The organism is Staphylococcus sp. acrmy, from assembly GCF_022690565.1.
In the GTDB taxonomy this organism is placed as follows: Bacteria; Bacillota; Bacilli; order Staphylococcales; family Staphylococcaceae; genus Staphylococcus; species Staphylococcus caledonicus.
The window spans coordinates 18,374-44,419 of the sequence record NZ_JALCVE010000007.1; the positions used below are offsets into that span (position 1 = coordinate 18,374).

The window sequence follows — 26,046 nt, forward strand, 5'->3', positions numbered from 1 at the left end:
TAATTACATTTGTAACTTCAATAGCTAGCTGTAGGATTCTGCCTTTTAAAAGAAAAAACGTAAACCAGCAATGAATGCGATACCTATTAGTATGGTAATCGTCAGGCTACGTGTAATGAGTGCAATGAAAATGGTCGGAATCGTTGCAATGATAAACGGAATATTGAGTGTGTAACCTTGTACGCCGTCTTGTTGGACGATGATGCCATCTAAGATAAGTGCCGTGAATAAGGTAATGGGTATAAATGATAACCACTTAATTACCGTTTCTGAAAGTTGAATACGTGAAATCATAAGAAACGGGATAACGCGGACGATTAGCGTTACGAGCCCACATAAAACGATTAATATTAACGTATGCCAAGATGTCGTCATTTATCCATCACCACCCCTAATGTTGCTGCAAAGATTGATGCGATAAGAATCGCGCCGTATGAAGGTATAAACCAACTTAGAATTAACATCATCACGATGACACTCGCAATTAATACAAGATACACTTTGAGTTTTGAACGTGTAATCGACTCAAATTGTGCCATTGCTAGAAAGATGAACATCGCCGTAATAGCGAAATCAAGTCCCAACATCTCTGGATTAGAGATATATTTACCGAATACTGCGCCGGCCACACTTGCAAGCGCCCAAAATACGTAAGCAGTTAAGTTTAAACCGTGTAACCAACGATCGTTTATCTTCTCCCCTTTTAAATGAGGTGTAACCGCTACGCCAAATGTTTCATCGGTTAAGATTGACGATAAGCCTATACGGTTCCAAACGCTATAATTTCTATAACTTGGCGCTAATGTCATTGATAATAGGAAAAAACGTGAATTGACGATAAAAGTGGTTAATACTATGGCCGAAGTCGGTGTACCTGCTATGACAAGTGCGCAGATGATAAATTGCGCTGCTCCAGCATAGACTAGTAAACATAGTAATAAGATTTCTAATATACTGAAATGCTGTGAAGCCGCCACGATTCCAAATGACAAACCAATTCCAATATATCCTAATAACGTAGGAATACATTCCTTGACCCCTTGTTTAAATGTCACATGTGACGTCATTCTTTTACCCCCTTTGTTCCATTCGTTTCCACAAGTAAATATATAATTAAATTTAGTCTAATACACTAGTTTAAGAGTAGCAACATACTTAGACGTCAGGTTGTGTGACGTAAGACTAACAGACGTGTTAAAACGTTGATTTATCAATGTTTTTAGAGTTCTCTATTTTTAGGTCAAAATTTCTACTTACCCCATATCAGGTAGTCTAAAAAGACGTTATTTACTTTATTACTTTATTAAGAAAAAGCAGGATTTTACTGTGGGAAATGATTATCTTTAAATAGAGTTAATATGACAATTAAAAAAAGCGTTGAAACTATCTTTTTCAAGATAGCCTCAACGCTAAATATATGAGTTATAACTTAGCCGTTTACTGGACGGATTTCAGTTTTACCACCCATGTATGGAACTAATGCATCTGGAATTGTGATTGAACCGTCTTCATTTTGATAGTTCTCAACGACAGCTGCAAATGTACGTCCAACAGCAAGACCACTACCGTTTAATGTGTGTGCTAATTCTGGTTTAGCATCTGCATTACGTTTGAAGCGGATGTTTGCACGACGCGCTTGGAAATCAGTACAGTTTGAGCAAGAACTAATTTCTTTGTAGTTGTCATAGCTTGGTAACCAAACTTCTAAGTCGTATGTTTTACTTGCACTGAAGCCGATGTCTCCTGTACATAAGATGACACGACGATATGGTAATTTTAATTCTTCTAAGATAGCTTCAGCATTTTTAGTCATATCTTCTAAAGCATCCCAAGAATCTTCAGGTTTTTCGATACGTACCATTTCAACTTTATCGAATTGGTGTAAACGGATTAAACCTCTTGTATCTCTACCAGCAGATCCTGCTTCACTACGGAAACATGCAGTTTGTGCAGTGAATTTTTCAGGTAATACATTTGGTGGGATAATTTCGTCTCTGTAGAAGTTTGTTAATGGCACTTCTGCAGTTGGAATAGTGTAAAGACCTTCTTTTTCAACTTTGAATAAATCTTCTTCGAATTTAGGTAATTGGCCTGTACCAAACATAGTATCAGCGTTAACTAATTGTGGTGTAAACATTTCAGTGTAACCGTGTTGTGTTGTATGTTTAGTAAGCATGTAGTTCATTAACGCACGTTCTAATAACGCACCGTCTCTAGTTAAGTATACGAAACGTGCTCCTGATACTTTCGCTGCACGTTCAAAGTCAGCCATTTTTAATTCTTCAACTAAATCCCAGTGTGCTTTTGGTTCGAAGTTGAATTCACGAGGCGTACCCCATTTTTTCACTTCAACGTTTTCTTCGTCTGAAGCACCTTGTGGCACATCGTCTGCGATTAAGTTAGGAATACGAATTAAGATATCTCTAACTTTATTGTCTACTTCATTTAATTTAGCATCGTTTTCTTTGATTTCGTCACCAAGTTCACGCATTTCTTTGATAACGTCATCAGCATTTTCTTTATTGCGTTTCTTTTCAGCGATTTCTTCACTTACTTTGTTACGACGTGCTTTCATATCTTCAGTTTTACCAATGAGTTGACGACGTTGATTATCTAATTCTAAGACCTCATCAACTACTTTTGGATCATCTCCACGTAATTCAATTTTGCTCTTAACTTTATCAGGTTCTTCTCTAAATTGTCTGATGTCTAACATATTAACTTCATCCTTCCCATTTTTTAAAAGTTTATTAAGAATGGCAACTTTTAAATATAAAAAAGACCACGTCCCCCTACAAGGGACGTGGTCTACGCGTTGCCACCCTATTTAACAACTTGATACATAAGATGCACCAAATTGCACTTTACCAATATAACGGTTCTTACCGATTGTTCATATATAGTAGGTAGATTCGCATAACTATTAATTACTTGTTCACACTCAACACAAGCTCTCTGAAATTAACCGATTATGTTACTTGTCCTACGAACAATAACTTATTAAGTTATTGTTAATATAGCAAAGTCTTTTGAAATTATCAAGCAATTGTTAATATTAAAAATTATTATTAATTTAAACGTTTTCATTTTCAACAAAATTAGAACTTAAATTATTCCTGAAATAGTGTTGACGAAAGTCGAATCCAGGTATAATATTTTCTATTGTATTTAAAAGTCGAGGGCGTAGAGAAGTCTGAGTTGTTCGCTACAACTGTAAAGTTCAGGCTATATCTATTTAGTGTAGAAAGGTTCCACACCTTATAAGGGAGGTTTATTTATGGAAACATTAAATTCAGTTACTATTCCTAAAAGAAATGATGAAACGCATAAAGGTGATTATGGCAAGATTTTGCTTATTGGTGGTAGTGCCAATTTAGGGGGCGCCATTATGTTAGCAGCGCGTGCGTGTGTATATAGTGGTAGTGGCTTAATTACAGTGGCCACACATCCAACTAATCATGCGGCGATTCATTCACGTTGTCCGGAAGCCATGGTTATTGATATTAATGATACGAAGATGTTAACTAAAATGATTGAGAATACAGATAGTATTTTAATCGGTCCAGGGCTCGGTATTGATTTCAAAGGTAATAATGCAATTACATTCTTACTTCAAAATATACAGCCTCACCAAAACTTAATTGTTGATGGAGACGCAATTACGATATTTAGTAAATTGAAACCTGATATTCCTACATGTCGTGTGATCTTCACACCACATCAAAAAGAATGGGAACGTTTAAGCGGTATCCCTATTGAAGAACAAACATATGAACGTAATAGGGAAGCTGTGAATAAATTAGGCGCAACGGTTGTGTTGAAAAAACACGGTACAGAAATCTTCTTTAAAGACGAAGAGTACAAACTTGCTATCGGTACACCTGCAATGGCGACAGGTGGCATGGGTGACACATTAGCTGGTATGATTACTAGTTTCGTTGGTCAGTTTGATAATTTAAAAGACGCTGTAACTAGCGCGACATATACGCATAGTTATATTGGTGAAAAATTATCTGAAACAATGTATGTTGTTCCACCTTCACATTTAATAAGTGAAATCCCATACGTGATGAAAGAATTAGAAAAATAAAGATTTGTATATAAAATAAGACTACCCTCAGCAGGGTAGTCTTATTTGTTATTAATTATTCATTATTATCTTCGTCATCAGAAGCGTTTTCTATATCTTCGTTAACACGATCCATGAAGTCTTCTCTTACTTCAATACGTTCATCATCATCAGATGTAGTGTCTGTGTCCGCTTCTTCTACTTCGGTATGCAATGCGTTACCTGGCGTTTCATCTTCAACGACTTGTTCACTAGGGCTTTCAGTACTTTCTAAGCTTTCATTTTCTTCAGCTTGAGCCGCTTCAGTAGCATCTGCATCTTCTGTTTTATCAATTACTTTCGCTACTGTAGAAACAAATTGTTCTTCGCCTAATTTCATTAGACGGACACCTTGAGCTGCACGACCATTTTGTGAAATATCTTCCACGTCAAGTCGAATAATTACGCCTCCGTTTGTGACAATCATCAAGTCTTCTTCGCCAGTTACTGTTGTGATACATACAATATTACCATTACGTTCTGTAATTTTAGCAGTCTTGATACCTTTACCGCCTCGGTTAGATAAGCGATATTCACTTACTGGCGTACGTTTACCGTAACCATTTTCAGTAACTACTAAAACTTCATCTTCGCTCTCTGCATGAGCCACGTCTAAACCAACAACAACGTCTTCATCGCGTAATGAGATACCTCTTACGCCCGCTGCAGTACGACCTAATGGACGTAATTTCGTTTCAGGGAATCGGATAAGTGACGCATGTGATGTGCCAAGTAAGATATCTTGATGGCCATCAGTAAGTCGCACGGCAATCAGTTCATCATCTTCTTTGAAACCAATCGCAATCTTACCGTTTTTATTGATATGTGAGAAGTTACTTAACGCAGAACGTTTCACAATACCTCGTTTAGTAGCGAAGACTAAGTAGCTATCTTCATCTTCAAGGTTTCTTACAGCAATCATCGTACTAATCACTTCATCAGTATCAAGTTCGATTGCGTTAATGACTGGTATACCTTTAGATTGACGTGAAAGTTCAGGTACTTCGTAACCTTTAAGTTTGTAGACACGACCTTTATTCGTAAAGAATAAGACGTTATCATGCGTACTTAATGTTACAAGTTGACTTACGAAGTCTTCTTCTAAAGTATTCATACCTTGTACACCACGACCGCCACGATTTTGCGCGCGATATGTAGATACAGGTAAACGTTTAATATAGTTGTTATGACTTAATGTAATAACGATTTGTTCTTCAGGAATTAAGTCTTCATCTTCAATATCATCTAATCCGCCTAATTGGATTTCAGTACGACGTTCATCACCGTAACGTTCTTTAATCTCAGTAAGTTCGTCACGGACTAATTGAAGTAAGACTTCCTCGTTTGCGAGAATTTTTTCTAATTCAGAAATGTAGTTAAGTAAATCATTATATTCCGCTTCAATCTTATCGCGTTCTAAACCTGTTAAACGTCTTAAACGCATATCAAGGATAGCTTGTGCTTGACGTTCTGAAAGTTTAAAACGTTCTTGTAACGTTTCCATCGCAATTTTATCCGTATCAGATTCACGGATAGTTGAGATGATTTGGTCGATATGGTCTAACGCAATACGTAAACCTTCTAAGATATGAGCGCGATCTTTCGCTTTTCTTAAGTTATATTCCGTACGACGACGTACCACGACTTTTTGATGCTCTAAATATTCAACTAGGGCATCTTTTAAGTTGATTAACTTAGGTCGACCATTTACAAGCGCGATCATGTTTACACCGAATGACGTTTGTAATGGTGTTTGTTTATATAAATTATTTAGAATAACGTTTGCATTCGCATCTTTACGTACGTCAATCACGACTCTTACGCCTGTACGTAAACTTGTTTCATCACGTAAGTCTGTAATACCTTCAATTTTCTTCTCACGTACAAGTTCAGCGATTTTCTCAATCATACGTGCTTTGTTAACTTGATATGGAATTTCAGTTACGACGATACGTTGACGTCCGCCACCACGTTCTTCAATTTCCGCACGTGCACGCATTTGAACAGACCCACGTCCAGTTTCAAATGCTCTTCGGATACCACTTTTCCCTAGGATTAAGCCCGCCGTTGGAAAATCAGGCCCCTGAATATCTTCCATAAGTTCTGCAATAGTAACGTCTGGATTTTTACTTAAACGTAAAACGCCATCGATGACTTCCGTTAAGTTATGAGGAGGAATATTAGTAGCCATACCTACCGCAATACCTGATGCACCATTCACTAGAAGGTTAGGGAAACGAGCAGGTAAGACTTCCGGCTCTCTTTCTGTACCATCGTAGTTATCTAAGAAATCGATTGTATCTTTATTAATATCACGTAAAAGTTCCAAGGTAATCTTAGTCATTTTCGCTTCGGTATAACGCATGGCAGCAGCGCCATCGCCATCCATAGAACCAAAGTTACCTTGCCCGTCGATAAGCGGATAACGATAGCTGAATGTTTGAGCCATTCTAACCATGGCGTCATAAATTGAAGAGTCACCATGCGGGTGATATTTACCCATTACGTCCCCGACGATACGTGCCGATTTTTTATAAGGTTTGTCAGGTGTCATGCCCTGTTCATTTAAACCGTATAAAATACGACGATGTACAGGTTTTAAACCATCACGTACATCTGGTAAGGCACGTGAAACGATAACGCTCATTGCATAGTCTAAGAATGATTCGCGCATTTCGCTGGTTATATTTCGTTCATTAATTCTTGATTGAGGTAAGTCAGCCATCAAGATATCCTCCTTCTGTAATCAGTTCATTCATAACTTAGTAAGACTGTCGTAACTGTTGTTTATAGAGTGAGGTTGAATCATTATTGATTAGCTTCAGAGCTTAAACGATTAAGATTCAACCTAAATAATTAACAAGTAATCTCTTAGAAATCTAAGTTTGCATAGACTGCATTGTCTTCGATAAAGCGTCTACGGTTTTCAACGACGTCGCCCATTAACATTTCAAATGTTTGGTCGGCATCTATCGCATCTTCAAGTTTTACTTGTAACATCATACGATTTTCAGGGTTCATTGTAGTTTCCCATAATTGGTCGGCATTCATTTCTCCTAAACCTTTATAACGGGCAATTTGCCATTTAGGTGTCGGATTTAATTCTGATTTCAATTTATCTAATTCACGATCGTTAAAGACGTAATATTTTTGTTTACCTTGAGTTAACTTGAATAATGGTGGTTGTGCGATATAGACATATCCCGCTTCGATAAGTGGACGCATGAAACGATAGAAGAATGTTAATAACAATGTTCTAATATGCGCACCATCGACATCGGCATCGGTCATAATCACGATTTTATGATAACGTGCTTTAGAAATGTCGAATTCGCCACCGATCCCAGTACCAAATGCAGTAATCATTTGACGAATCTCATTATTGTTTAGAATACGATCTAAACGGGCTTTTTCAACGTTTAAGATTTTACCTCTTAACGGTAAAATGGCTTGTGTTCTAGAGTCACGGCCTTCTTTTGTAGACCCCCCGGCAGAGTCACCCTCTACGATAAAGATTTCACTTTCTTCAGGGTTTTTACTAGAGCAGTCTGCAAGCTTACCAGGTAAACTTGAGATTTCTAAGGCTGATTTACGGCGTGTTACTTCACGCGCTTTTTTAGCCGCTACACGCGCACGTGAGGCCATCATCCCTTTTTCCACGACGATTCTTGCTACGCTAGGATTCTCATATAAGAAACGTTCGAAGTACTCTGCGAACAGTTTATCCACGATTTGACGGACTTCAGAGTTACCTAGTTTTGTTTTAGTTTGTCCTTCGAATTGAGGGTCACCGTGTTTGATTGATACGACCGCTGTTAAGCCTTCACGTGTATCTTCACCAGATAATCTGTCTTTCTCGTCTTTGATGATTTTACTTTGCGTGCCGTAGCTATTTAACACACGTGTTAATGCACGTTTGAAACCATCTTCATGCGTACCGCCTTCATATGTATGAATGTTGTTCGCATAAGACAATAGGTTTGTCGCATAGCCACCGTTATATTGCATAGCAATTTCAATTTCTACGTCATCTTTAGTTTGATGAATATAGATTGGGTCTTCGTGAATCGGCTCTTTATTCTCATTAAGTAATTCAACGTAAGATTTAATACCGCCTTCATAATGATACGTATCTTCACGTTGTTCTTCGTCGTCTTCACGTTCATCTCTTAATGTGATTGAAATACCTTTATTTAAGAATGCTAGCTCTCTGATACGTTTTTGAAGTGTTTCATAGTTATAAACTGTTGTCTCTGTGAAAATTTCACTGTCAGCTTTAAAACGAATCACTGTACCTGTTTTATCTGTGCTACCTACTTCTTTAAGATCAAATTGAGGTAAACCTCTTTTATATGCTTGATGATAAATCGTTTCGTTACGGTGGACATAAACCTCTAAATCTTCAGACAAGGCGTTAACTACTGATGAACCTACACCGTGTAGACCACCAGAAACTTTATATCCGCCACCGCCGAATTTACCACCGGCGTGAAGTACTGTTAAGATAACCTCAACTGCTGGACGACCCATTTTCTCCTGAATATCAACAGGAATTCCACGACCATTGTCAGTTACCTTAATCCAGTTGTCTTTTTCAATAATGACTTCGATTTGATCAGCGTAGCCGGCAAGGGCTTCATCAATACTGTTATCGACAATTTCCCATACTAAATGGTGCAATCCTCTCTCTGAGGTTGACCCAATATACATCCCAGGTCTTTTACGTACCGCTTCCAGGCCTTCTAATACCTGTATCTGTCCAGCACCATAATTATCCGTGTTGTTTACATCTGACAATGTATTCACCATCACTTTCTATTACTTAATAATTTCACCTTGATTAATTCGATAGAGCTTAGCATTATTCATAATTTCATGATCTATGCCGTCTACTGAAGTCGTCGTTACAAACGTTTGTACTTTATGTTGAATCGTACTTAATAAATGCGTCTGACGAGAATCATCAAGCTCGCTAAGTACATCATCTAGCAGCAAGATGGGATATTCTCCTACTTCAATATTCATTAATTCGGTTTCTGCTAATTTAATAGATAGGGCAGTCGTCCGTTGTTGCCCTTGTGAACCATATGTTTGGGCATCCATCTCATTGACGTTAAAACCTAAGTCGTCTCTATGTGGCCCATACAAACATACGCCTCTATCCATTTCACGTTGAATATTGTCATTTAACAAGGTAATGACCTCGTCTAATAACTCACTCTTATCCTTATTCGTATCACTTAATTTAATGCTTGGTAAATATTTCAGTGACAACGTTTCACGCTCATTCGTAATTCCTGCATGAATCGGCTTAGCTAACGACTCTAGCTCTTTAATAAAATGCTCACGTCTTAAAGTCACGTTTAGTGCATATTGCGCAAACTGTTGGTTTAAGACTTCTAACATTGTCGTATCTGTTTTATGATCAAACTGTAATTGTTTTAAATAATTATTCTTTTGTTTAAGGATACGTTGATATTGAGCTAAATCATTTAAATAAACCGCAGAAATTTGACCTAATTCCATGTCAATGAAGCGTCTTCTGATCTGAGGAGAACCTTTAACAATATTTAAATCTTCTGGCGCAAAAAGAACCACGTTAAGATGTCCAACATACTGTGTTAGTCGACTTTGTTCTAAGTGGTTCACTTTTACTTGTTTACCTTTTTTAGTTATAAACATCGTTAGTGGCATCGTACCGTGTCTATAACTTAGCTCACCCTCTATTTTAGCATACTCTGCATTAAATCGTATAAGCTCCTTGTCATTAGACGTACGATGGCTTTTAGCTAAAGCTAGCGTATAAATTGATTCAAGTAAATTTGTCTTCCCTTGGGCATTTTCACCGATAAGAATATTTACTTCAGGATGACAATCTAACGTAACATTCTCATAGTTACGATAATTCTCTAATTGGAGTGTCTTAAGCTTCATTGTTCACCTTGGTGAATAATGATTACAGAATCAATTTCAGGAATATTAGGGAAATCAATTCGATCTTGGTCAGCTAGTTTTTTACCGCGACGTGTTTCACGTTCACCATTAAGTAAGACTTCAAAATCTTGTAGGAACCATTTCGCCTGCCCACCTGATTCTATAATGCCTTCTGTTTTTAGAAATTGACCTAACGTGATTTCGCCATCAACTACAACTTCTTGAACCAAAATAATCACTCCGTTTCTTTATGTGTCATTAATATATTATACCTTTTTTGGGAGTAAATTTCATTTAAAATGGAATGCGAAACCGCTTACTTTATAATATATTTTCAATATTTCACTTTTTGGAGGAAAGAAGAAGCTATTTAGTCTATTTAAAGCTACTTTTTAGGTTTTGAAAATGAGGTCGCTATAAAGCACGTGTGGTTAAAAACTTAAATTTTTAATTTTAAGGGGTATTTTAGCTTATAAATTATTAAAACGTAACTTACCCACAGAATGCTAACATTTACGTCTTATTGAATGGCTGAGAGGGCTTGTAAATGATTTTCAAGTGAAAATAAAAAAGACCATGACATTGTCTTAATTGAAATGCCAAGGTCTTAAACAGAAAATATTGTTTTATTCCTAATATGTTCTGATTGGTAAAATTAATTGTGTGACTGAATCGTCATCTTTAGGTTTTAAAATAAATGGTTTCATTGTACCGAAGAATTCAACTTCGACTTCATCGTTATCAATGGCTTTCAATGCATCCATCATGTAGCGAGAGTTGAATGAAATCTTCAAGTTGCCACCTTCAACATCAGTTGCTGTAACTTCTTCTTTTACAGTACCAATTTCAGGAGATGTTGAAGATAATTCCACGATATCGTTACCAGTACTTAATTTAATCACGTTATTACCACCTTCACGTGCAAGTAATGATGCACGATCAATCGCATGGTAGAATTCGCCATTATTTATTCCTAATTTAATTTCATAATTCTCTGGGAATAAACGAGTTGTATCTGGATAATGTCCTTCTAATAAACGTGAGATAAAGTTTACATTACCAACTTTGAATAACACTTGGTTTGAAGCGAAGAAGATATCAATTTCTTCATCATTGTCACTCATAATTTTATTTAATTCAGATAATGCTTTACCTGGAATAATGACATTTTTATTTTCAGACTCATCTTCTAATTTTAATTTTCTTACAGCCAAGCGGTGTGAATCGGTCGCAGTGCATATTAATTCATTATCTTGTATAAGCCAGTTAACACCAGTTAATACTGGGCGTGTTTCTGAGGTGGACACTGCGAAATTTGTTTGCGCAATGATATTTTTTAATACTTTTACTGATAATTGAATTGCGTCATCACGTGATACTTGAGGTAGTAATGGATATTGATCTGGATCTAATCCACTTAAGTTAAATTCAGAATGACCTGATGTAATCAGTGTTTGGAACTGTTCATTCGTTGATAATTTAACATCTTTACCTGGTAATTTTTTAATAATATCTACAAAGAAACGACCAGGAAGTACTACTGAACCTGTTTCAGCAATAGTAACAATATCTTCTCCATCGATTTGTTTAGGGATTGTGATCTCAATTGAGATTTCAGAATCTGAACCAGTAAGAATCACTTCATTATCTTTAGCATCAATTTTGATACCTGTTAAAATTGGTAAAGTTGTTCTTGGTGAGATGGCTTTTAATGTATCGTTTAATTGATTGATAAAATAATCTCTTCTAATTGTAAATTCCATCATTAATTTAAACTCCTTCCAGTCGTTTATATATAATTATATAGGTTTTAAATTCATAGTAATAGTAGTAGGTCCTGTGGATTAGTGGATATGTCGAAAAAATCTAGATATGCCAAAGTTATACACATGTGGATAAACTGTTGATGCTGTGTATTACTTTTAAACATTATCCACAATTACGTTAAATGTGATTTTGACGACTTAACTTCTTTTAAGTCTAAAATGAAGCTCAATTTTCCACTATTTTTATTTCCCACTTTAATAAGATGTAATCTGTTATACAACAGTTAATCAATTTATAAGAATTTTTATCTATTGATTACGTATTTCTTTCTCTAAATCTTCTACTTCCTGTTTAAAGATACTGTCTGCTTTAATATCATTTGCAATTTTTTCATGAGCATGAATAACCGTAGTATGGTCGCGGCCTCCGAACTCTTCACCAATCTTAGGAAGTGAGAAATCAGTAAGTTCTCTAGATAAATACATTGCTATTTGACGTGGATAAGCAATTGATTTAGTACGCTTCTTAGCACTAAAGTCTTCAATACGCACGTTATAGTAATGTCCAACCACTTTTTGGATATCTTGAATGGTAATCTTTTTAGATTTAGGAACTTGAATAATATCTTTAAGTGCTTCCGCTGCTAACTCAGTTGTAATAGGTCTGCCTTGAAGTTTTGAATAAGCGAGTAGACGCGTTAAGGCACCTTCTAATTCACGAATGTTTGATTGGATTTGATTCGCAATGTAATTAAGCGATTCTGCAGGAATTTCTAGATTCTCTTCTTCGATTTTCTTTTGCAAAATTGCCATACGTGTTTCATAGTCAGGTGGCGTTATGTCAACGATTAAGCCCCATTCAAAGCGTGAACGTAAACGATCTTCTAGTTTGGAAATTTCTTTTGGTGGACGATCACTTGAAATAACGATTTGTTTTTTATTTTGATGTAGTTCATTGAATGTATGGAAGAATTCTTCTTGAGTCTGTTCTTTATTTTGAATAAATTGAATGTCATCAATTAATAGAACATCAATATTTCTATATTTCTCTCTAAATGCTTCAGGTTCATTGTTACGAATAGACTTAATGAAATCATTTGTGAATTTCTCACTTGATGTATATAGCACTTTGGCATTAGGTTGATTGCTTAACACGTGGTGACCAATTGCATGCATTAGATGCGTCTTACCTAAACCAACGCCACCATAAATAAATAATGGGTTGTAAGCTTGAGCCGGCGCTTCAGCAACAGCTAGACTTGCTGCATGTGGGAAGCGGTTGCCAGGTCCAATAACGAAAGTATCGAATGTATTATGTGTGTTGAATTGATCAGTGCCTTCGTGGTGATCTTCGATGATATGTGGCTGTGGTTTGCTGGCATTATTAGGTTTACGACTTGTTTCATCTAATTCAGCTAATTGCTCTGCCGTTAAGAATGTAGGATCAACTTCATAACCGATAATATCTTTCATGATTGTTTGTATGACTTCTTTATAATTAGAATTTAGCCAATCAGCGTAAAATTCATGGATTACAAAGATATATGCTATATTGTTACGAATTTCTTTAAGCTCTGTATCTTTTAAAAACGTATTAAAAGTAGTTCGTGAAATTTCTGATTCAGCAACTTCTAATACTTTTTTCCAAATTTCTTGTTCTGACATATATAAACTCCATCTTTCTATAAATTTAAGACTTATACACAGAATTTTGACCCAGTGGATAAAAATAATCACAGCATGTTAATAATTATCCACAAGTTAATAACATTCGGTGGATAACTTTATTTATGCTATGATTTATTCACACTATCGATACATACAAAATCAATAAATAAATCCTATAAAAATAACGAGTTAGACGACTTATCCACATAATTATACTTTTTAACCGAGATAGATGTCAAATGGGTGTGAATATGTTGTTAAATCAGGTATAATGTTGTGAATATTACAATGATTATCCACAGTATTTCAGATCTTATATGTGAATAAGTGGATAATTTTTCCTTAAATTTTTGAAAATCAAAAAATGTACTATAACAGCTCTGGGAAATAATTTATAAACTATGTATCGGAAATGAATAAAACGTCGTTATAACAAGAAAATAAAAATGTATAAATATTAAAAAAAGGCTTTCGTTTACTTTTTAAATAAAATCATGCGTTCAATTAAAAAGCTGCTTGCTTTATAAATGGTAATTTGTTATATTGTAGTAGTTGCTTGAATTATGACTAGATAAAATTTAATTAAATCAAGAATTCTGATATCAGAAAGTATAATTTATCTATTAAAATAATCAGGTTCATTAGAATTGCTAATGATCTGGATAAATATGTAGATGGAGGTGTTTTGCATGGTAAAACGTACTTATCAACCAAATAAACGTAAACATAGTAAAGTTCATGGTTTCAGAAAACGCATGAGCACTAAAAATGGCCGTAAAGTTTTAGCGCGTCGTCGTCGTAAAGGCCGTAAAGTTTTATCAGCATAAGATCACTGACTTCTCAGTGGTCTTTTTTTTCGTTTGAATGACGATTAAAGGCTAGATAATAGAAAATAATTAATATAGAACTTAGAATTCCGTTCTACCCCCATAGATAATTTAAATAGATAAATAAATGTAGAGAATAATATAAGCGAGTGATGTGAGCGTGGAGAAGGCATACCGTATTAAAAAGAATAGTGATTTCCAAACCATTTATAAAAAGGGGGAATCAGTAGCTAATAGACAATTTGTAGTTTATACCTACAATAGTAATAATGAACATTTTCGCTTAGGAATTAGTGTTTCTAAAAAGTTAGGTAACGCAGTGACGAGAAATAAAATTAAACGTGCGATTAGAGAGAATTTTAAAGTGCATAAACAAGATATTATCGCACGAGATATTGTTGTTATCGCAAGGCATCCTGCAAAAAATATGACAACGCTTGAAATTCAGGGCAGCTTAGAACATGTGCTAAAAATTGCGAAGGTATTTAATAAAAAGATTAAATAAATAAAGTTTTAAGACATACGTCAGTCTTACATCAGACAAACCGAAGTCTTACCTAAGCTATTTTAAATCAAGATATTCGCAATTTTAAAAGAAAAAAATTACAATATTATAATGAAAATTTACTTGAATAAGGAGGCGAGGGTAATCATGGATTTTGATACTATAACGAGTATTTCAACGCCAATGGGTGAAGGCGCAATTGGTATAGTCCGTTTATCTGGACCACAAGCAATAGAAATTGGAGACAAGCTATATAAAGGAAAGAAAAAATTAGAAGATGTAGACTCTCATACCATTAACTATGGCCATATTATAGATCCAGAAACAAACGAAGTAGTCGAAGAAGTAATGATTTCAGTCTTACGTGCGCCAAGAACATTCACACGTGAAGATATCATTGAAATTAACTGCCATGGCGGTATTCTAACAATTAATCGTATTTTAGAACTTACAATGACACACGGTGCAAGAGTAGCCGAGCCAGGTGAATATACTAAACGTGCTTTCTTAAATGGACGTATCGATTTATCTCAAGCTGAAGCGGTTATGGACTTTATCCGTTCTAAAACTGATCGTGCTTCAAAAGTGGCAATGAATCAAATCGAAGGACGTTTAAGCGATTTAATCAAACGTCAAAGACAATCGATTCTAGAAATTCTCGCCCAAGTAGAAGTAAATATTGATTATCCTGAATACGACGATGTTGAAGATGCGACGACAGAATTTTTACTCGAACAGTCTAAAAAGATTAAGAATGAAATTAATCTTCTATTAGAAACAGGAACACAAGGTAAGATTATGCGAGAAGGTCTTTCAACTGTTATCGTTGGTAAACCAAATGTTGGTAAATCATCTATGCTTAATAACCTTATTCAAGATAATAAAGCGATTGTTACTGAAGTCGCCGGAACGACGCGTGACGTATTAGAAGAATATGTCAATGTGCGTGGCGTGCCATTACGACTTGTCGATACGGCAGGTATTCGTGACACAGAAGATATCGTTGAAAAGATTGGTGTCGAACGCTCACGTAAAGCATTAAGTGAGGCAGACTTAATTCTATTTGTATTAAATAACAACGAACCGTTAACACAAGAAGATCGTACGTTATATGAAGTCATTAAAAATGAAGATGCAATTGTTATCGTGAATAAAACCGATTTAGAACAAAAATTAGATATCGATGAAGTAAAAGAAATGATTGGCGACATGCCTTTAATTCAAACGTCTATGTTGACGCAATCTGGTATTGATCAATTAGAACTTCAAATTAGAGATTTATTCTTTGGTGGCGATGTGCAGAACCAAGATATGACGTATGTTTCTAATTCAAGACATATTTCATTATTAAAACAAGCTAGAAATGCTATTCAAGATGCGATTGATGCAGCTGAGTCTGGAATTCCAATGGACATGATTCAAATCGATTTAACACGTACATGGGAACTTCTAGGTGAAATCATTGGTGAATCAGCTAGTGATGAACTCATCGATCAACTATTTAGTCAATTCTGCTTAGGTAAATAGACGAGAAACACGTTAAATATAGAAAACAGTAAAGCATATTAAAAAATTAAGACGGCGGTTAGTCTTAATTGTCATTTATAAAGTTAGGAAAGTATGAAGGAGGTAACTAAGGTGGTTCAAGAATATGATATAATCGTCATTGGAGCAGGGCATGCCGGTATTGAAGCAGGTTTAGCATCAGCTAGACGTGGCGCTAAAACGCTAATGTTAACGATTAATTTAGACAATATCGCATTTATGCCATGTAATCCATCAGTAGGTGGCCCGGCTAAAGGGATTGTAGTACGTGAAATTGACGCTTTAGGTGGCCAAATGGCGAAAGCGATTGATAAAACGCATATTCAAATGCGTATGTTGAACACAGGTAAAGGCCCTGCAGTACGTGCGTTACGTGCACAAGCAGATAAAGTTCTTTATCAACAAGAAATGAAACGTGTTATTGAAGATGAAGAGAATTTAGATATCATGCAAGGTATGGTAGATGAATTAATTATAGAAGATAATGAAGTTAAAGGTGTACGTACAAATATTGGTACGGAATACCGTTCACAAGCAGTTGTTATTACGACTGGTACATTTTTACGTGGCGAAATTATCTTAGGTAATATGAAATACTCAAGTGGTCCAAACCACCAACTCCCATCTATCACATTGGCTGATAATTTAAGAGAACTTGGTTTCGAAGTCGTACGTTTCAAAACAGGTACGCCACCACGTGTCAACGCGAAAACGATTGACTACTCTAAAACAGAAATTCAACCTGGCGATGAGGTAGGTCGTGCATTTAGTTTCGAAACAACTGAGTATATTTTAGATCAACTTCCTTGTTGGTTAACATATACTAATGATAAAACGCACCAAGTAATTGATGATAACTTACATCTTTCTGCGATGTATTCAGGAATGATTAAAGGTACAGGCCCACGTTATTGTCCATCAATCGAAGACAAATTCGTGCGTTTCAACGATAAGCCTAGACACCAACTTTTCCTAGAGCCAGAAGGTCGTCATACTAATGAAGTGTACGTTCAAGGTTTATCTACAAGCTTGCCTGAACATGTGCAACGTCAAATGTTGGAAACGATTCCTGGTCTTGAAAAGGCGGACATGATGCGTGCAGGTTATGCCATTGAATATGATGCGATTGTGCCAACGCAATTATGGCCGACGCTAGAAACTAAAGCGATTAAGAATTTATATACTGCCGGCCAAATTAATGGTACTTCAGGATATGAAGAAGCGGCTGGTCAAGGTATTATGGCTGGTATTAATGCAGCAGGTAAAGTATTAGGTACAGGTGAAAAAATCTTAAGCCGTTCAGATGCGTATATCGGTGTGTTAATTGATGACTTAGTAACTAAAGGTACAAATGAACCTTATCGTCTTCTAACATCTCGTGCCGAATATAGACTATTATTACGTCACGATAATGCAGATTTACGTTTAACTGATCTTGGTTATGAATTAGGCATGATTAGTGAAGAACGTTATGCGCGTTTTAATGAAAAACGTCAACAAATTCAAGACGAAATTCAACGTTTAACGGATACACGTATTAAACCGAATGACCATACACAATCTGTTATTGAAGCAAATGGAGGTTCACGATTAAAAGATGGTATCTTAGCGATTGATTTATTACGTCGTCCTGAAATGACTTATGATACAATTTTAGAAATATTAGAAGAAGACCATCGTTTACCAGAAGCGGTTGAAGAACAAGTCGAAATTCAAACGAAATACGAAGGGTATATCAATAAATCATTGCAACAAGTTGAAAAAGTGAAACGTATGGAAGAGAAGAAAATTCCAGAAGACTTGGATTACAGCAAAGTGGATAGCTTAGCAACTGAAGCACGTGAAAAATTAGCCGAAGTTAAACCGCTAAATATTGCACAAGCTTCACGTATTTCCGGGGTAAATCCAGCAGATATTTCAATCTTACTTGTATACTTAGAACAAGGTAAATTACAAAGGGTGGAAAGATAATGAATGGAGCAGAATGGCTAGCTGAGAAATTAAGTGAACATGGAATTGAATTAACAGATAAACAAAAAGAACAATTCCAAACTTATTATAAGTTGCTTGTTGAATGGAATGAAAAAATGAATTTAACAAGTATTACAGAAGAACATGAAGTTTATCTCAAACATTTCTATGATTCAATCACACCAAGCTTTTATTATGATTTTGACCAACCATTAATACTCTGCGATATAGGCGCAGGTGCTGGATTTCCAAGTATTCCGTTGAAAATTGTTTTTCCAGAATTAAAAGTAACGATTGTAGATTCTCTAAACAAACGTATTCAGTTTCTCAATCATTTAGCAGCTGAACTTGGATTAACGCAAGTGAGTTTCATCCACGACCGTGCCGAAACGTTTGGTAAAGGCCCGTACAGAGAAACTTACGACGTAGTGACTGCACGTGCCGTAGCACGATTAACGGTATTAAGTGAATTATGTCTTCCTTTAGTTAGAAAAGGAGGCCATTTCATCGCATTGAAGTCTTCAAAAGGAGAAGAAGAATTAAATGAAGCGCAATTTGGGATTGGTATATTAGGTGGCGTCTTTAGCGATTCTTATACATTCGATTTACCTGAAGATGCTGGCGAAAGACAAATGATTATTATCGATAAACGTCGCCAAACCTCTAAAAAGTATCCTAGAAAGCCCGGTACGCCTAACAAATCTCCTTTAATAGAAAATTAATAGCAATGACATGTTAAAATTAATTTTAAGAGGAGTGAATGGATAATGAAAAAACCTTTTTCAAAATTATTTGGATTAAAGAATAAAGATGACATCGTTGGATACATTGAAGAAGATCGCAATTCAAGTGTTGAATCCATTCAAATAGAGCGTATCGTTCCAAACCGTTATCAACCAAGACAGGTATTTGATTCAAGTAAGATTAATGAACTAGCAGAATCTATTGAAGAACATGGTTTATTACAACCTATCGTGGTTCGTCCGATTGAAGAAAATATGTATGAAATTATCGCTGGGGAGCGTCGATTTAGAGCGCTTCAATCACTGCATAAAGCACAGGCAGATGTTATTATTCGCCATATGGATGATGAACAAACTGCGGTAGTCGCATTGATTGAAAACATCCAACGTGAGAACTTATCGGCTGTTGAAGAAGCGGAAGCTTATAAAAAGTTACTTGAAATTGGAGAAACGACACAAAGTGAACTCGCTAAAAGCCTTGGTAAAAGCCAAAGTTTTATTGCGAATAAATTACGTTTACTTAAGTTAGCGCCTAAGGTTATTACGCGTTTAAGAGAAGGTAAGGTTACTGAACGTCACGCACGTGCCGTGTTGTCTCTTGAACATGAAGATCAAGAGGAACTTATCGAGCAAGTGATTAGCCAAAAGTTAAATGTAAAACAAACTGAAGCACGTGTTAAACAAAAAACAGGACCTGAAAAAGTAAAAGCCCAAACCTTCCAATTCTCGAAAGATATAACTCAAGCGAGAGATGAAGTAGGTAAGAGTATTCAAGCAATTGAAGATTCAGGTATACACGTAGAACATAATGATAAAGATCATGATGATTACTATGAAATTAAGATAAAAATTTATAAAAAGTAAATAATTTTAGATGAGATTCAAGTTAAGAGCGCAATGCTTTTAATTTGAATCTTTTTTTATGACAATAGAAGTTTATAAAGAAATTTGAAAATTATTAATATTTCATTAGTTGTTTACAATATAAAGGTTTGGGCTTACAATATTAATAAACGAAACGTGTCGTTTAATAATTAGTGAAGAAGGTTTTGTAAGTGTTCGGAATATCAATATCAAGTGCTATTCTTCATTTCGTTATGGGAGGTTTTGCAGTAGCATTTGCTTCGATTATGTCTGAAAAAGTAGGCGGTAAAATGGGAGGTATTATTGCGACACTGCCGGCAGTCTACCTTGCAGCAATTATCGCTTTAGCTATAGATCATCGTGGAAACCAACTCGTCCAAATGTCTATTCATCTTAGTGCAGGCGCAATTATTGGAATAATATCTTGTATCATCACAGTTTTTTTAACATCAATTTATATTAGTAAACGAGATTATAAACAAGGGACAATCTTTGCCTTAGTTTGTTGGTTAGTTATTTCAATTGCTATTTTTGCAGTCAGACACATTTATTAATATTTGGAGGCATTTTCAATGAAATTAGCGTTAATTAAATTTCTTGTGGGTGGGTTAGCAGTTACACTAAGTTATATTATTTCGGTAGTTTTACCTTGGAAAGAATTGGGTGGCGTATTTGCGACGTTACCTGCAGTATTTTTAGTATCATTATTTATAACAGGTATGCAACACGGTAATGTCATTGCTAAACACGTCAGTAGAGGAGCAGTGTTTGGTATGACTGGAGTGTTATTTAGTATTTTAGCTACGTGGGGGATGCTATACTATACAAACCAATGGTTGTTAAGTATTGTCGTTGGCTTTATAGTATGGTTTGTAAGTGCAGTGATTATTTTCGAAATGGTCGAACTGATTTCGCATTTAAGAAGGGGAAAACATGGCTGGAAGACCGAAAGATCCAACAATCAATCATAAAATATTCAATGAACTCGGCAAATTATTAGAAACGACACATTTTAGAGAGATTACGATTGACCAAATCTCTGAAAATACTGGCGTGTCAAAAGCTACTATTTATCGAAGATGGAAAGATAAATCTTCAATCATCGTCGATATGTTTACTGAACAAACGCAGATTAAAGTTTCTGAGGATAATAGTTTATATCAAGCGTTGTTGACTTATTTAACTAAAGTGATGGAAGTATATCAAACTAATTTAGGTAGAGCAGTCATCGAAATTTTAATTAGTAATCAACAAACCGAAGCAAAATCACTATTTATGGATAAGTATTTTATATATCATCGGCAGACATTAAAATCGATTATTAATCAGTATATTGAGGAGAATGAACAAGATTTATTTATAGACTTAGTATTTTCTCCAATCTATTTCAATATACTTATCAAACCACAAGCGTTAAATAAAGCATATATAGAGCGCTTATTAAAAATTATACTAGAAGCATATGAAGTAAGATAAATTGTTATAAAGACCTAAGGTGGCAAAAGTTCATCTTAGGTCTTTTAATATGCGTAAGTCTTTGTACAGAGTAATTGAGCAAGTGTATTTAAGATAATATAATTATTTCATATTAAATTTATAAAAATATATTATCTCTATTTATTTTATAAAAATTTTAAAGAATAATAATAATTAAGCTAGGCAAAAGTTTAATCGATTAATTGATAGGGTGAGAGATATGAAATTAAAATATTTACTTATACCAGGTATAGTAATGTCATTATTATTAAGTGGGTGTGGTCCTAAAGATGGACATACTGCGACTAAAAATAAAGAAGAACATAAAGTAAAAACGCCAGTCAAACAGCATAAAATTATAAAAAATAACCTTAATAATCACAATATAAAGTCAAAAAATGGTGTCACTAACAAAAAACCAGGCAAAATACTCAAAATATACAAAATACGTAAAATAATCAAAGTTTATAAAGTCAATAAAACACAAAAAGCACAAAATAAACAACATTCGTCTTCAAATAATATCAATCATGCAGGACATTCAAATTCCATAAACCATTCAAGCCATACAAGCCACTCGAGTCATTCAAGCCATACTAAATAAGTGGAATGATCTTCCTTTAGGAAGTTTTTTGGCAAAAAAATATATAAATTGAGACATTAATATAAAAACGGATCAGTCCATTAAGTTATTTACCATTAGACATCCGGTAGTCTTCAAATGTTGATATAGCAACATGTAAAAACATTTTGACACAAAAAAAGATGTAATTGTAAAAAAACTTTGGTAGTTTTTTAGATAAGAAAGCGTTTCTATGTAAGAAGAGAGAAGACAAAGTCTTTAAAATATACATAGGCTTATTGTTAATCTCTTATTACAACGCAAGATGATTCTAAAAAACAGTTAGGGAGCTAAAATAATGGAGATCGGTCAACAAATAAAAAAATATCGTGAAAAAGAAGCTTACTCACAAGAAGGTTTAGCTGAAGCATTATATGTTTCAAGACAAACCATCTCTAATTGGGAAAATGAACGTAGTTATCCTGATATTCATAATTTGTTGATGATGTGTGAGCTGTTTAACGTTTCTTTAGATGATCTTGTCAAAGGAGACGTGACCATTATGAATAATGCAGAATTAAAAAAAGAAATGGACTTTTGGACGTGGATGATGCTTGTTCCGTTTGTTTTAGGTGCTATTTTGTTAGGGCCACTTATAGTGTATTTTCATATATGGGGTTATAGCTTTGTTATGATTCTTTTATTAGTAGGTGTTTACAGTTCAACTAGAGTCGATAAAATTAAATACAAACATAATATGGAAAACTATGATCGTATCGTCGCGTTTATGAATGGTAAAGATCCTAGTGAAGTTAAGACGAGTAAAAGACGTGATTTGGTAACAAGCATATTATCTTTTATATTCTTTGTTGGAGGAATTGTTGCTATTGCTAGTTTAAGTATTTATCTGTCATATACTTTTTTAGCTTAATTGATAATAAAACGATTGGGGCAAAAGTGTTTAGAATTTGAGCAGAACCGAGCAATGAGAAAAAAGGATATTATCTCTTAATTTATAATTAGGCAGTAGTTGACTGAAATGAAGATACGTAAAACAGTACTTTCTTCATCTCTAGTCAACCTTGCCGGGGCGGGACCACGAAATCTTTGAAATTACATTTGATTTCTATCCCGCCCCTTTACTTCATTATTTATCTTTTTCTTCGTAGCGTTTTAATGCATAACCGCCGCCTAGTAAGCCTACGGGTACACCAATAAATGGAGTCACGATACTACTTAAGATAAAAACGATTAAGACTAACATTAACCCATTGAACCAGTTTACTTTCAAGCTTAATAAATCCTCATAAGACGTTTTAATTAATTCTTTAATATTCATTTAGAAACATCCTCTCGTTTGTTATATTGTTTATATTTTCAAAAATTAAATTCGTTATCTGCTTAAATTGAATATCTAATAATACGATTTGCATGAACAAATGAAATGATGGCGAAGATGAGATAGACAAGTGAATATAACACCATCACGATAATAATCGGCGTTGAAGAAAACGCCCCTAGTAATTTCATAAAGGCCATCGCCGCAAATAGTGCGTGTAATAATGCAACGACTAACGGTAAGCCAAAGTTGAAGAGAATCTTTAAAGCTAAACCTGGCATCATATCCGTATGCATAAAACCGAGACGTCTTAAAATACGATAATTGTTAATTTCATCCTCAGTTTCATCCATTTGTTTAATATAAATGATACAACCAGCTGCGATTAAGAATGCCAAGCCTAAGAATGATGTTACAAACATTAGAATGCCGTTACTTTGATCAAGCGTTTGCTTCATATTACGTTTCAATTCCACACCAGGACTTACTTTTTTAGCTAATGCTTCAGCTTTGTTTAGTTTTCCATGATCTTTAATATTGAATCCATAATGATGTGTTAACTGATCTTGTGATTTTAAAGCATTATAATTTTCAGAACTGATTTTAAGCACTGGACCCCCCATAGAAACGGTCATTGGAATCACTTCGTTAACATTTTTCTTATCCACATGAAACGTCTTTTCCTGGCTACCTTGAAGCGTAATATCTTTATTAAGGTGAATATCAACTATCCCACTTAGAGGGCCTTGCAGATTAGTAAGTGTCGCATGATTACCTGTCACATTTTTATCAGCCATAATTGTCATACCAGCCGACTGCATTGTTTTACCTGTTTTAGCTTTTAATACCTCATTTTTCTTAATCGCTGTATTTGAATTTTCATAGGTCGTTAAATCATAGTTAATGTGATTTTGATTTAATAATTTTTCATACTTTTGAGCCGACTTTTCCTTAGTGAAGTTAATATCTTGAGGCGTTGACGCTTGTAATGAAAAATCAGTATTCGACTTACTAATAGCACCAAAACATAGAATCGTCACAGTTACCGCAGAAATTACCGCAATAACCGTTAATGACATCGCATTTTTCTTCATACGATGCATAATGGATGACGTAAATACCACATCTGTAATAGAAACCCGCCCATGTTTAGACTTTTTCAGAGATTTAAAAATGATAGACACCGAACTTTTAAAGAATAAATACGCACCCACCACCGTTAAAAATAGAATAAGAAATGGCGATATCAGAATCATTGTTAACCACTCAAACTTGCCAAACATTTCAGTAGAAATATAATAACCTAACACAATCATCACAACGCCCGAAACCCCTGCAATCAACTCCACAGGCGTAATTCTCGCTCTCGTCGCCTCAGATTTCGCATTATCCTTCATCATTGATAAGATCGTTCTTCTTTTTAGGAAAAGGAAGTTCTGAAACATTATCAACATAAACGCTAGGGCCAACATAAAGATCGTTTGGAACAATGCAGGCAACTCAAATCCAATTGACACGTGTATTGAGAGATGCATCATCTTCACTAATATATTAAGTAAAATTTCCGAGCCTACAACACCAACTAGAATACCGATAATGCCAGTGACTATAAAAAATGTCAGTTGTTCGATGGCCAACATTCTTAAAATATTGCCACGCGTTAACCCAATAAGTTGAAATAATGCAAACTCACGCGTTCTACGTTTTATAAATAAGTGATTCGCATACATTAAGAAAATGATAATCGTAATAAATAGAAATACAGCACCCACTTTAGCACCTTGTCGAATGATTATTGGTGACTCTCCATTATTTAAACTATGAGTATACTGCAACGTTACAAAGCTAAAATATAAAACGATACTTAAAATTAATGAGAATAAGTAGAGCGCAAAATTTTTAAAATTACTTTTTAAATTTTTAAGTGTAATCTGATTAAATGTCATTTGCGACACCACCTAAAGCCGACTGTAATTGAATAATTTCATCATAAAATTCACGTTTCGATTTATGTTGTTGGTGAAGTTCTGAATAAATATTGCCATCTTTCAACATAATGACACGTTCCGAGAAACTTGCTGCTGAAGGATCATGCGTGACCATAATAATAGTGCTATTAAATTTCTTGTTCATTTCTTCCAGACGATTTAATAAATCTTGCGCACTTTTCGAATCTAATGCGCCAGTAGGTTCATCCGCAAAGATAATTGATGGTTTATGTACGAACGCTCGGGCAGCGGCAGTACGTTGTTGTTGCCCACCTGAAATTTCACTAGGATATTTATCGCTTAAGTCATAAATACCAAGGGCTTCGGTTACTTCTTTATAGTTACGTTCCATCTCATCTTTATTGACTTTTTGCACTGATAACGGCAACATAATATTTTCTTTAACAGTTAGTGTTGGTAAAACACTGTAATCTTGGAAAATAAAACCAAGTTCCTTTTTACGGAAGCGGGCGAGTTTCTTCTCAGATAATTGATTTATAACCTTATCGCTTACTTCCACAGTCCCGCCAGAAATACTATCAATCGAACTAATCACATTAAGGAGGGTAGTCTTACCTGACCCAGAAGGTCCCATAATTGCGACGAATTCTCCTTTGTCCACTGAAAAATTGATATCGTGTAAGGCTTTATATTTTTGTTTATTTCCGTATACTTTAGATAGATGATTTACATTTAAGATTGGCATATTGATTAATACTCCTTAAGTTATTTGATAGATGTTATTGCGTT

The 26,046-nt window shown here is 35.0% G+C and carries 24 protein-coding genes and 1 other annotated feature; of the genes, 12 read left to right on the forward strand and 12 right to left on the reverse strand.

The genetic code is table 11. The features are described 5' to 3' along the window. Positions 1–45: 45 nt before the first annotated feature. The 3 genes from FH144_RS08390 to serS all read right to left on the reverse strand — a co-directional run bounded on the left by FH144_RS08390 (position 46) and on the right by serS (position 2,716). Complete coding sequence (locus FH144_RS08390; RefSeq protein ID WP_242315065.1) at positions 46–375, reverse strand: AzlD domain-containing protein; 330 nt, start codon at positions 373–375, stop codon at positions 46–48. Next, positions 372–1,067, reverse strand: coding sequence for an AzlC family ABC transporter permease (locus FH144_RS08395; protein WP_242315067.1), 696 nt, complete (start codon positions 1,065–1,067; stop codon positions 372–374). The genes FH144_RS08390 and FH144_RS08395 overlap by 4 nt, the downstream gene beginning before the upstream one ends. Before the next feature lie 362 nt (positions 1,068–1,429). Further along, positions 1,430–2,716, reverse strand: a complete 1,287-nt coding sequence (gene serS, locus FH144_RS08400) for a serine--tRNA ligase (RefSeq protein WP_107507658.1) — start codon at positions 2,714–2,716, stop codon at positions 1,430–1,432. A gap of 78 nt (positions 2,717–2,794) precedes the next feature. Continuing rightward, positions 2,795–3,001, reverse strand: a binding site (T-box leader). Between the two features lie 276 nt (positions 3,002–3,277). Between serS and FH144_RS08405 the strand changes: the two genes are divergently transcribed. Beyond that, positions 3,278–4,090 carry an NAD(P)H-hydrate dehydratase gene (locus FH144_RS08405; protein ID WP_107507659.1) on the forward strand — a complete coding sequence of 271 codons (813 nt, stop codon included), beginning with the start codon at positions 3,278–3,280 and terminating at the stop codon, positions 4,088–4,090. A gap of 55 nt (positions 4,091–4,145) precedes the next feature. On the opposite strand, the gene gyrA is transcribed toward FH144_RS08405, so the two are convergent. From gyrA to dnaA, 6 genes are all read right to left on the reverse strand, one after another. After that, the gene (gyrA, locus tag FH144_RS08410; protein ID WP_242315069.1) at positions 4,146–6,833 is read right to left on the reverse strand and encodes a DNA gyrase subunit A; all 2,688 of its coding nucleotides are present in this window, start codon (positions 6,831–6,833) and stop codon (positions 4,146–4,148) included. A 146-nt stretch (positions 6,834–6,979) separates the two neighbouring features. Then, entirely contained in the window at positions 6,980–8,917 is a 1,938-nt protein-coding gene (gene gyrB, locus FH144_RS08415; protein ID WP_242315071.1) for a DNA topoisomerase (ATP-hydrolyzing) subunit B, read from the reverse strand. A 9-nt stretch (positions 8,918–8,926) separates the two neighbouring features. Next, a complete protein-coding gene (gene recF / locus FH144_RS08420) occupies positions 8,927–10,042 on the reverse strand; it encodes a DNA replication/repair protein RecF (protein WP_242315073.1) in 1,116 nt (371 codons plus the stop codon). After that, the gene (yaaA, locus tag FH144_RS08425) at positions 10,039–10,281 is read right to left on the reverse strand and encodes a S4 domain-containing protein YaaA (protein ID WP_242315075.1); all 243 of its coding nucleotides are present in this window, start codon (positions 10,279–10,281) and stop codon (positions 10,039–10,041) included. Before yaaA ends, recF begins: the two co-directional genes overlap by 4 nt. A 393-nt stretch (positions 10,282–10,674) precedes the next feature. Beyond that, entirely contained in the window at positions 10,675–11,808 is a 1,134-nt protein-coding gene (dnaN, locus tag FH144_RS08430; RefSeq protein ID WP_107507663.1) for a DNA polymerase III subunit beta, read from the reverse strand. Positions 11,809–12,117: 309 nt separating this feature from the next. Next, on the reverse strand, positions 12,118–13,473 hold the full coding sequence (dnaA, locus tag FH144_RS08435; protein WP_242315077.1) for a chromosomal replication initiator protein DnaA: 1,356 nt from the start codon (positions 13,471–13,473) through the stop codon (positions 12,118–12,120). A 692-nt stretch (positions 13,474–14,165) separates the two neighbouring features. On the opposite strand from dnaA, the gene rpmH reads away from it, so the two are divergent. The 11 genes from rpmH to FH144_RS08490 all read left to right on the forward strand — a co-directional run bounded on the left by rpmH (position 14,166) and on the right by FH144_RS08490 (position 22,900). Continuing rightward, positions 14,166–14,303, forward strand: coding sequence for a 50S ribosomal protein L34 (gene rpmH, locus FH144_RS08440; RefSeq protein ID WP_000240855.1), 138 nt, complete (start codon positions 14,166–14,168; stop codon positions 14,301–14,303). Positions 14,304–14,457: 154 nt separating this feature from the next. Then, entirely contained in the window at positions 14,458–14,808 is a 351-nt protein-coding gene (gene rnpA, locus FH144_RS08445; protein WP_242315087.1) for a ribonuclease P protein component, read from the forward strand. Between the two features lie 147 nt (positions 14,809–14,955). After that, a complete protein-coding gene (mnmE, locus tag FH144_RS08450; RefSeq protein ID WP_242315089.1) occupies positions 14,956–16,335 on the forward strand; it encodes a tRNA uridine-5-carboxymethylaminomethyl(34) synthesis GTPase MnmE in 1,380 nt (459 codons plus the stop codon). Between the two features lie 111 nt (positions 16,336–16,446). After that, positions 16,447–18,324: a tRNA uridine-5-carboxymethylaminomethyl(34) synthesis enzyme MnmG gene (gene mnmG / locus FH144_RS08455; protein WP_242315091.1), complete on the forward strand. Its 1,878-nt coding sequence runs from the start codon at positions 16,447–16,449 to the stop codon at positions 18,322–18,324. Next, complete coding sequence (gene rsmG, locus FH144_RS08460; RefSeq protein ID WP_242315093.1) at positions 18,324–19,046, forward strand: 16S rRNA (guanine(527)-N(7))-methyltransferase RsmG; 723 nt, start codon at positions 18,324–18,326, stop codon at positions 19,044–19,046. Before mnmG ends, rsmG begins: the two co-directional genes overlap by 1 nt. Positions 19,047–19,091: 45 nt before the next feature. Beyond that, positions 19,092–19,931 carry a nucleoid occlusion protein gene (noc, locus tag FH144_RS08465; RefSeq protein ID WP_107507669.1) on the forward strand — a complete coding sequence of 280 codons (840 nt, stop codon included), beginning with the start codon at positions 19,092–19,094 and terminating at the stop codon, positions 19,929–19,931. Positions 19,932–20,122: 191 nt separating this feature from the next. Further along, positions 20,123–20,485 (forward strand): DUF3147 family protein, encoded by a 363-nt coding sequence (locus FH144_RS08470; protein ID WP_107507670.1) that lies wholly within the window; start codon positions 20,123–20,125, stop codon positions 20,483–20,485. An 18-nt stretch (positions 20,486–20,503) separates the two neighbouring features. Next, the gene (locus FH144_RS08475; protein WP_103166491.1) at positions 20,504–20,902 is read left to right on the forward strand and encodes a DUF3147 family protein; all 399 of its coding nucleotides are present in this window, start codon (positions 20,504–20,506) and stop codon (positions 20,900–20,902) included. After that, complete coding sequence (locus FH144_RS08480) at positions 20,865–21,407, forward strand: TetR/AcrR family transcriptional regulator (protein WP_242315094.1); 543 nt, start codon at positions 20,865–20,867, stop codon at positions 21,405–21,407. The genes FH144_RS08475 and FH144_RS08480 overlap by 38 nt, the downstream gene beginning before the upstream one ends. A 220-nt stretch (positions 21,408–21,627) precedes the next feature. After that, the gene (locus tag FH144_RS08485; protein ID WP_242315096.1) at positions 21,628–22,011 is read left to right on the forward strand and encodes a hypothetical protein; all 384 of its coding nucleotides are present in this window, start codon (positions 21,628–21,630) and stop codon (positions 22,009–22,011) included. Between the two features lie 316 nt (positions 22,012–22,327). Beyond that, positions 22,328–22,900, forward strand: a complete 573-nt coding sequence (locus FH144_RS08490; RefSeq protein WP_242315098.1) for a helix-turn-helix transcriptional regulator — start codon at positions 22,328–22,330, stop codon at positions 22,898–22,900. A 216-nt stretch (positions 22,901–23,116) separates the two neighbouring features. On the opposite strand, the gene FH144_RS08495 is transcribed toward FH144_RS08490, so the two are convergent. From FH144_RS08495 to FH144_RS08505, 3 genes are all read right to left on the reverse strand, one after another. Continuing rightward, positions 23,117–23,308, reverse strand: a complete 192-nt coding sequence (locus FH144_RS08495) for a VraH family peptide resistance protein (RefSeq protein WP_107507674.1) — start codon at positions 23,306–23,308, stop codon at positions 23,117–23,119. Between the two features lie 62 nt (positions 23,309–23,370). Further along, positions 23,371–25,254 carry an ABC transporter permease gene (locus tag FH144_RS08500; RefSeq protein WP_242315100.1) on the reverse strand — a complete coding sequence of 628 codons (1,884 nt, stop codon included), beginning with the start codon at positions 25,252–25,254 and terminating at the stop codon, positions 23,371–23,373. Then, positions 25,244–26,002: an ABC transporter ATP-binding protein gene (locus FH144_RS08505; RefSeq protein WP_242315102.1), complete on the reverse strand. Its 759-nt coding sequence runs from the start codon at positions 26,000–26,002 to the stop codon at positions 25,244–25,246. The genes FH144_RS08500 and FH144_RS08505 overlap by 11 nt, the downstream gene beginning before the upstream one ends. Between the last annotated feature and the right edge of the window lie 44 nt (positions 26,003–26,046).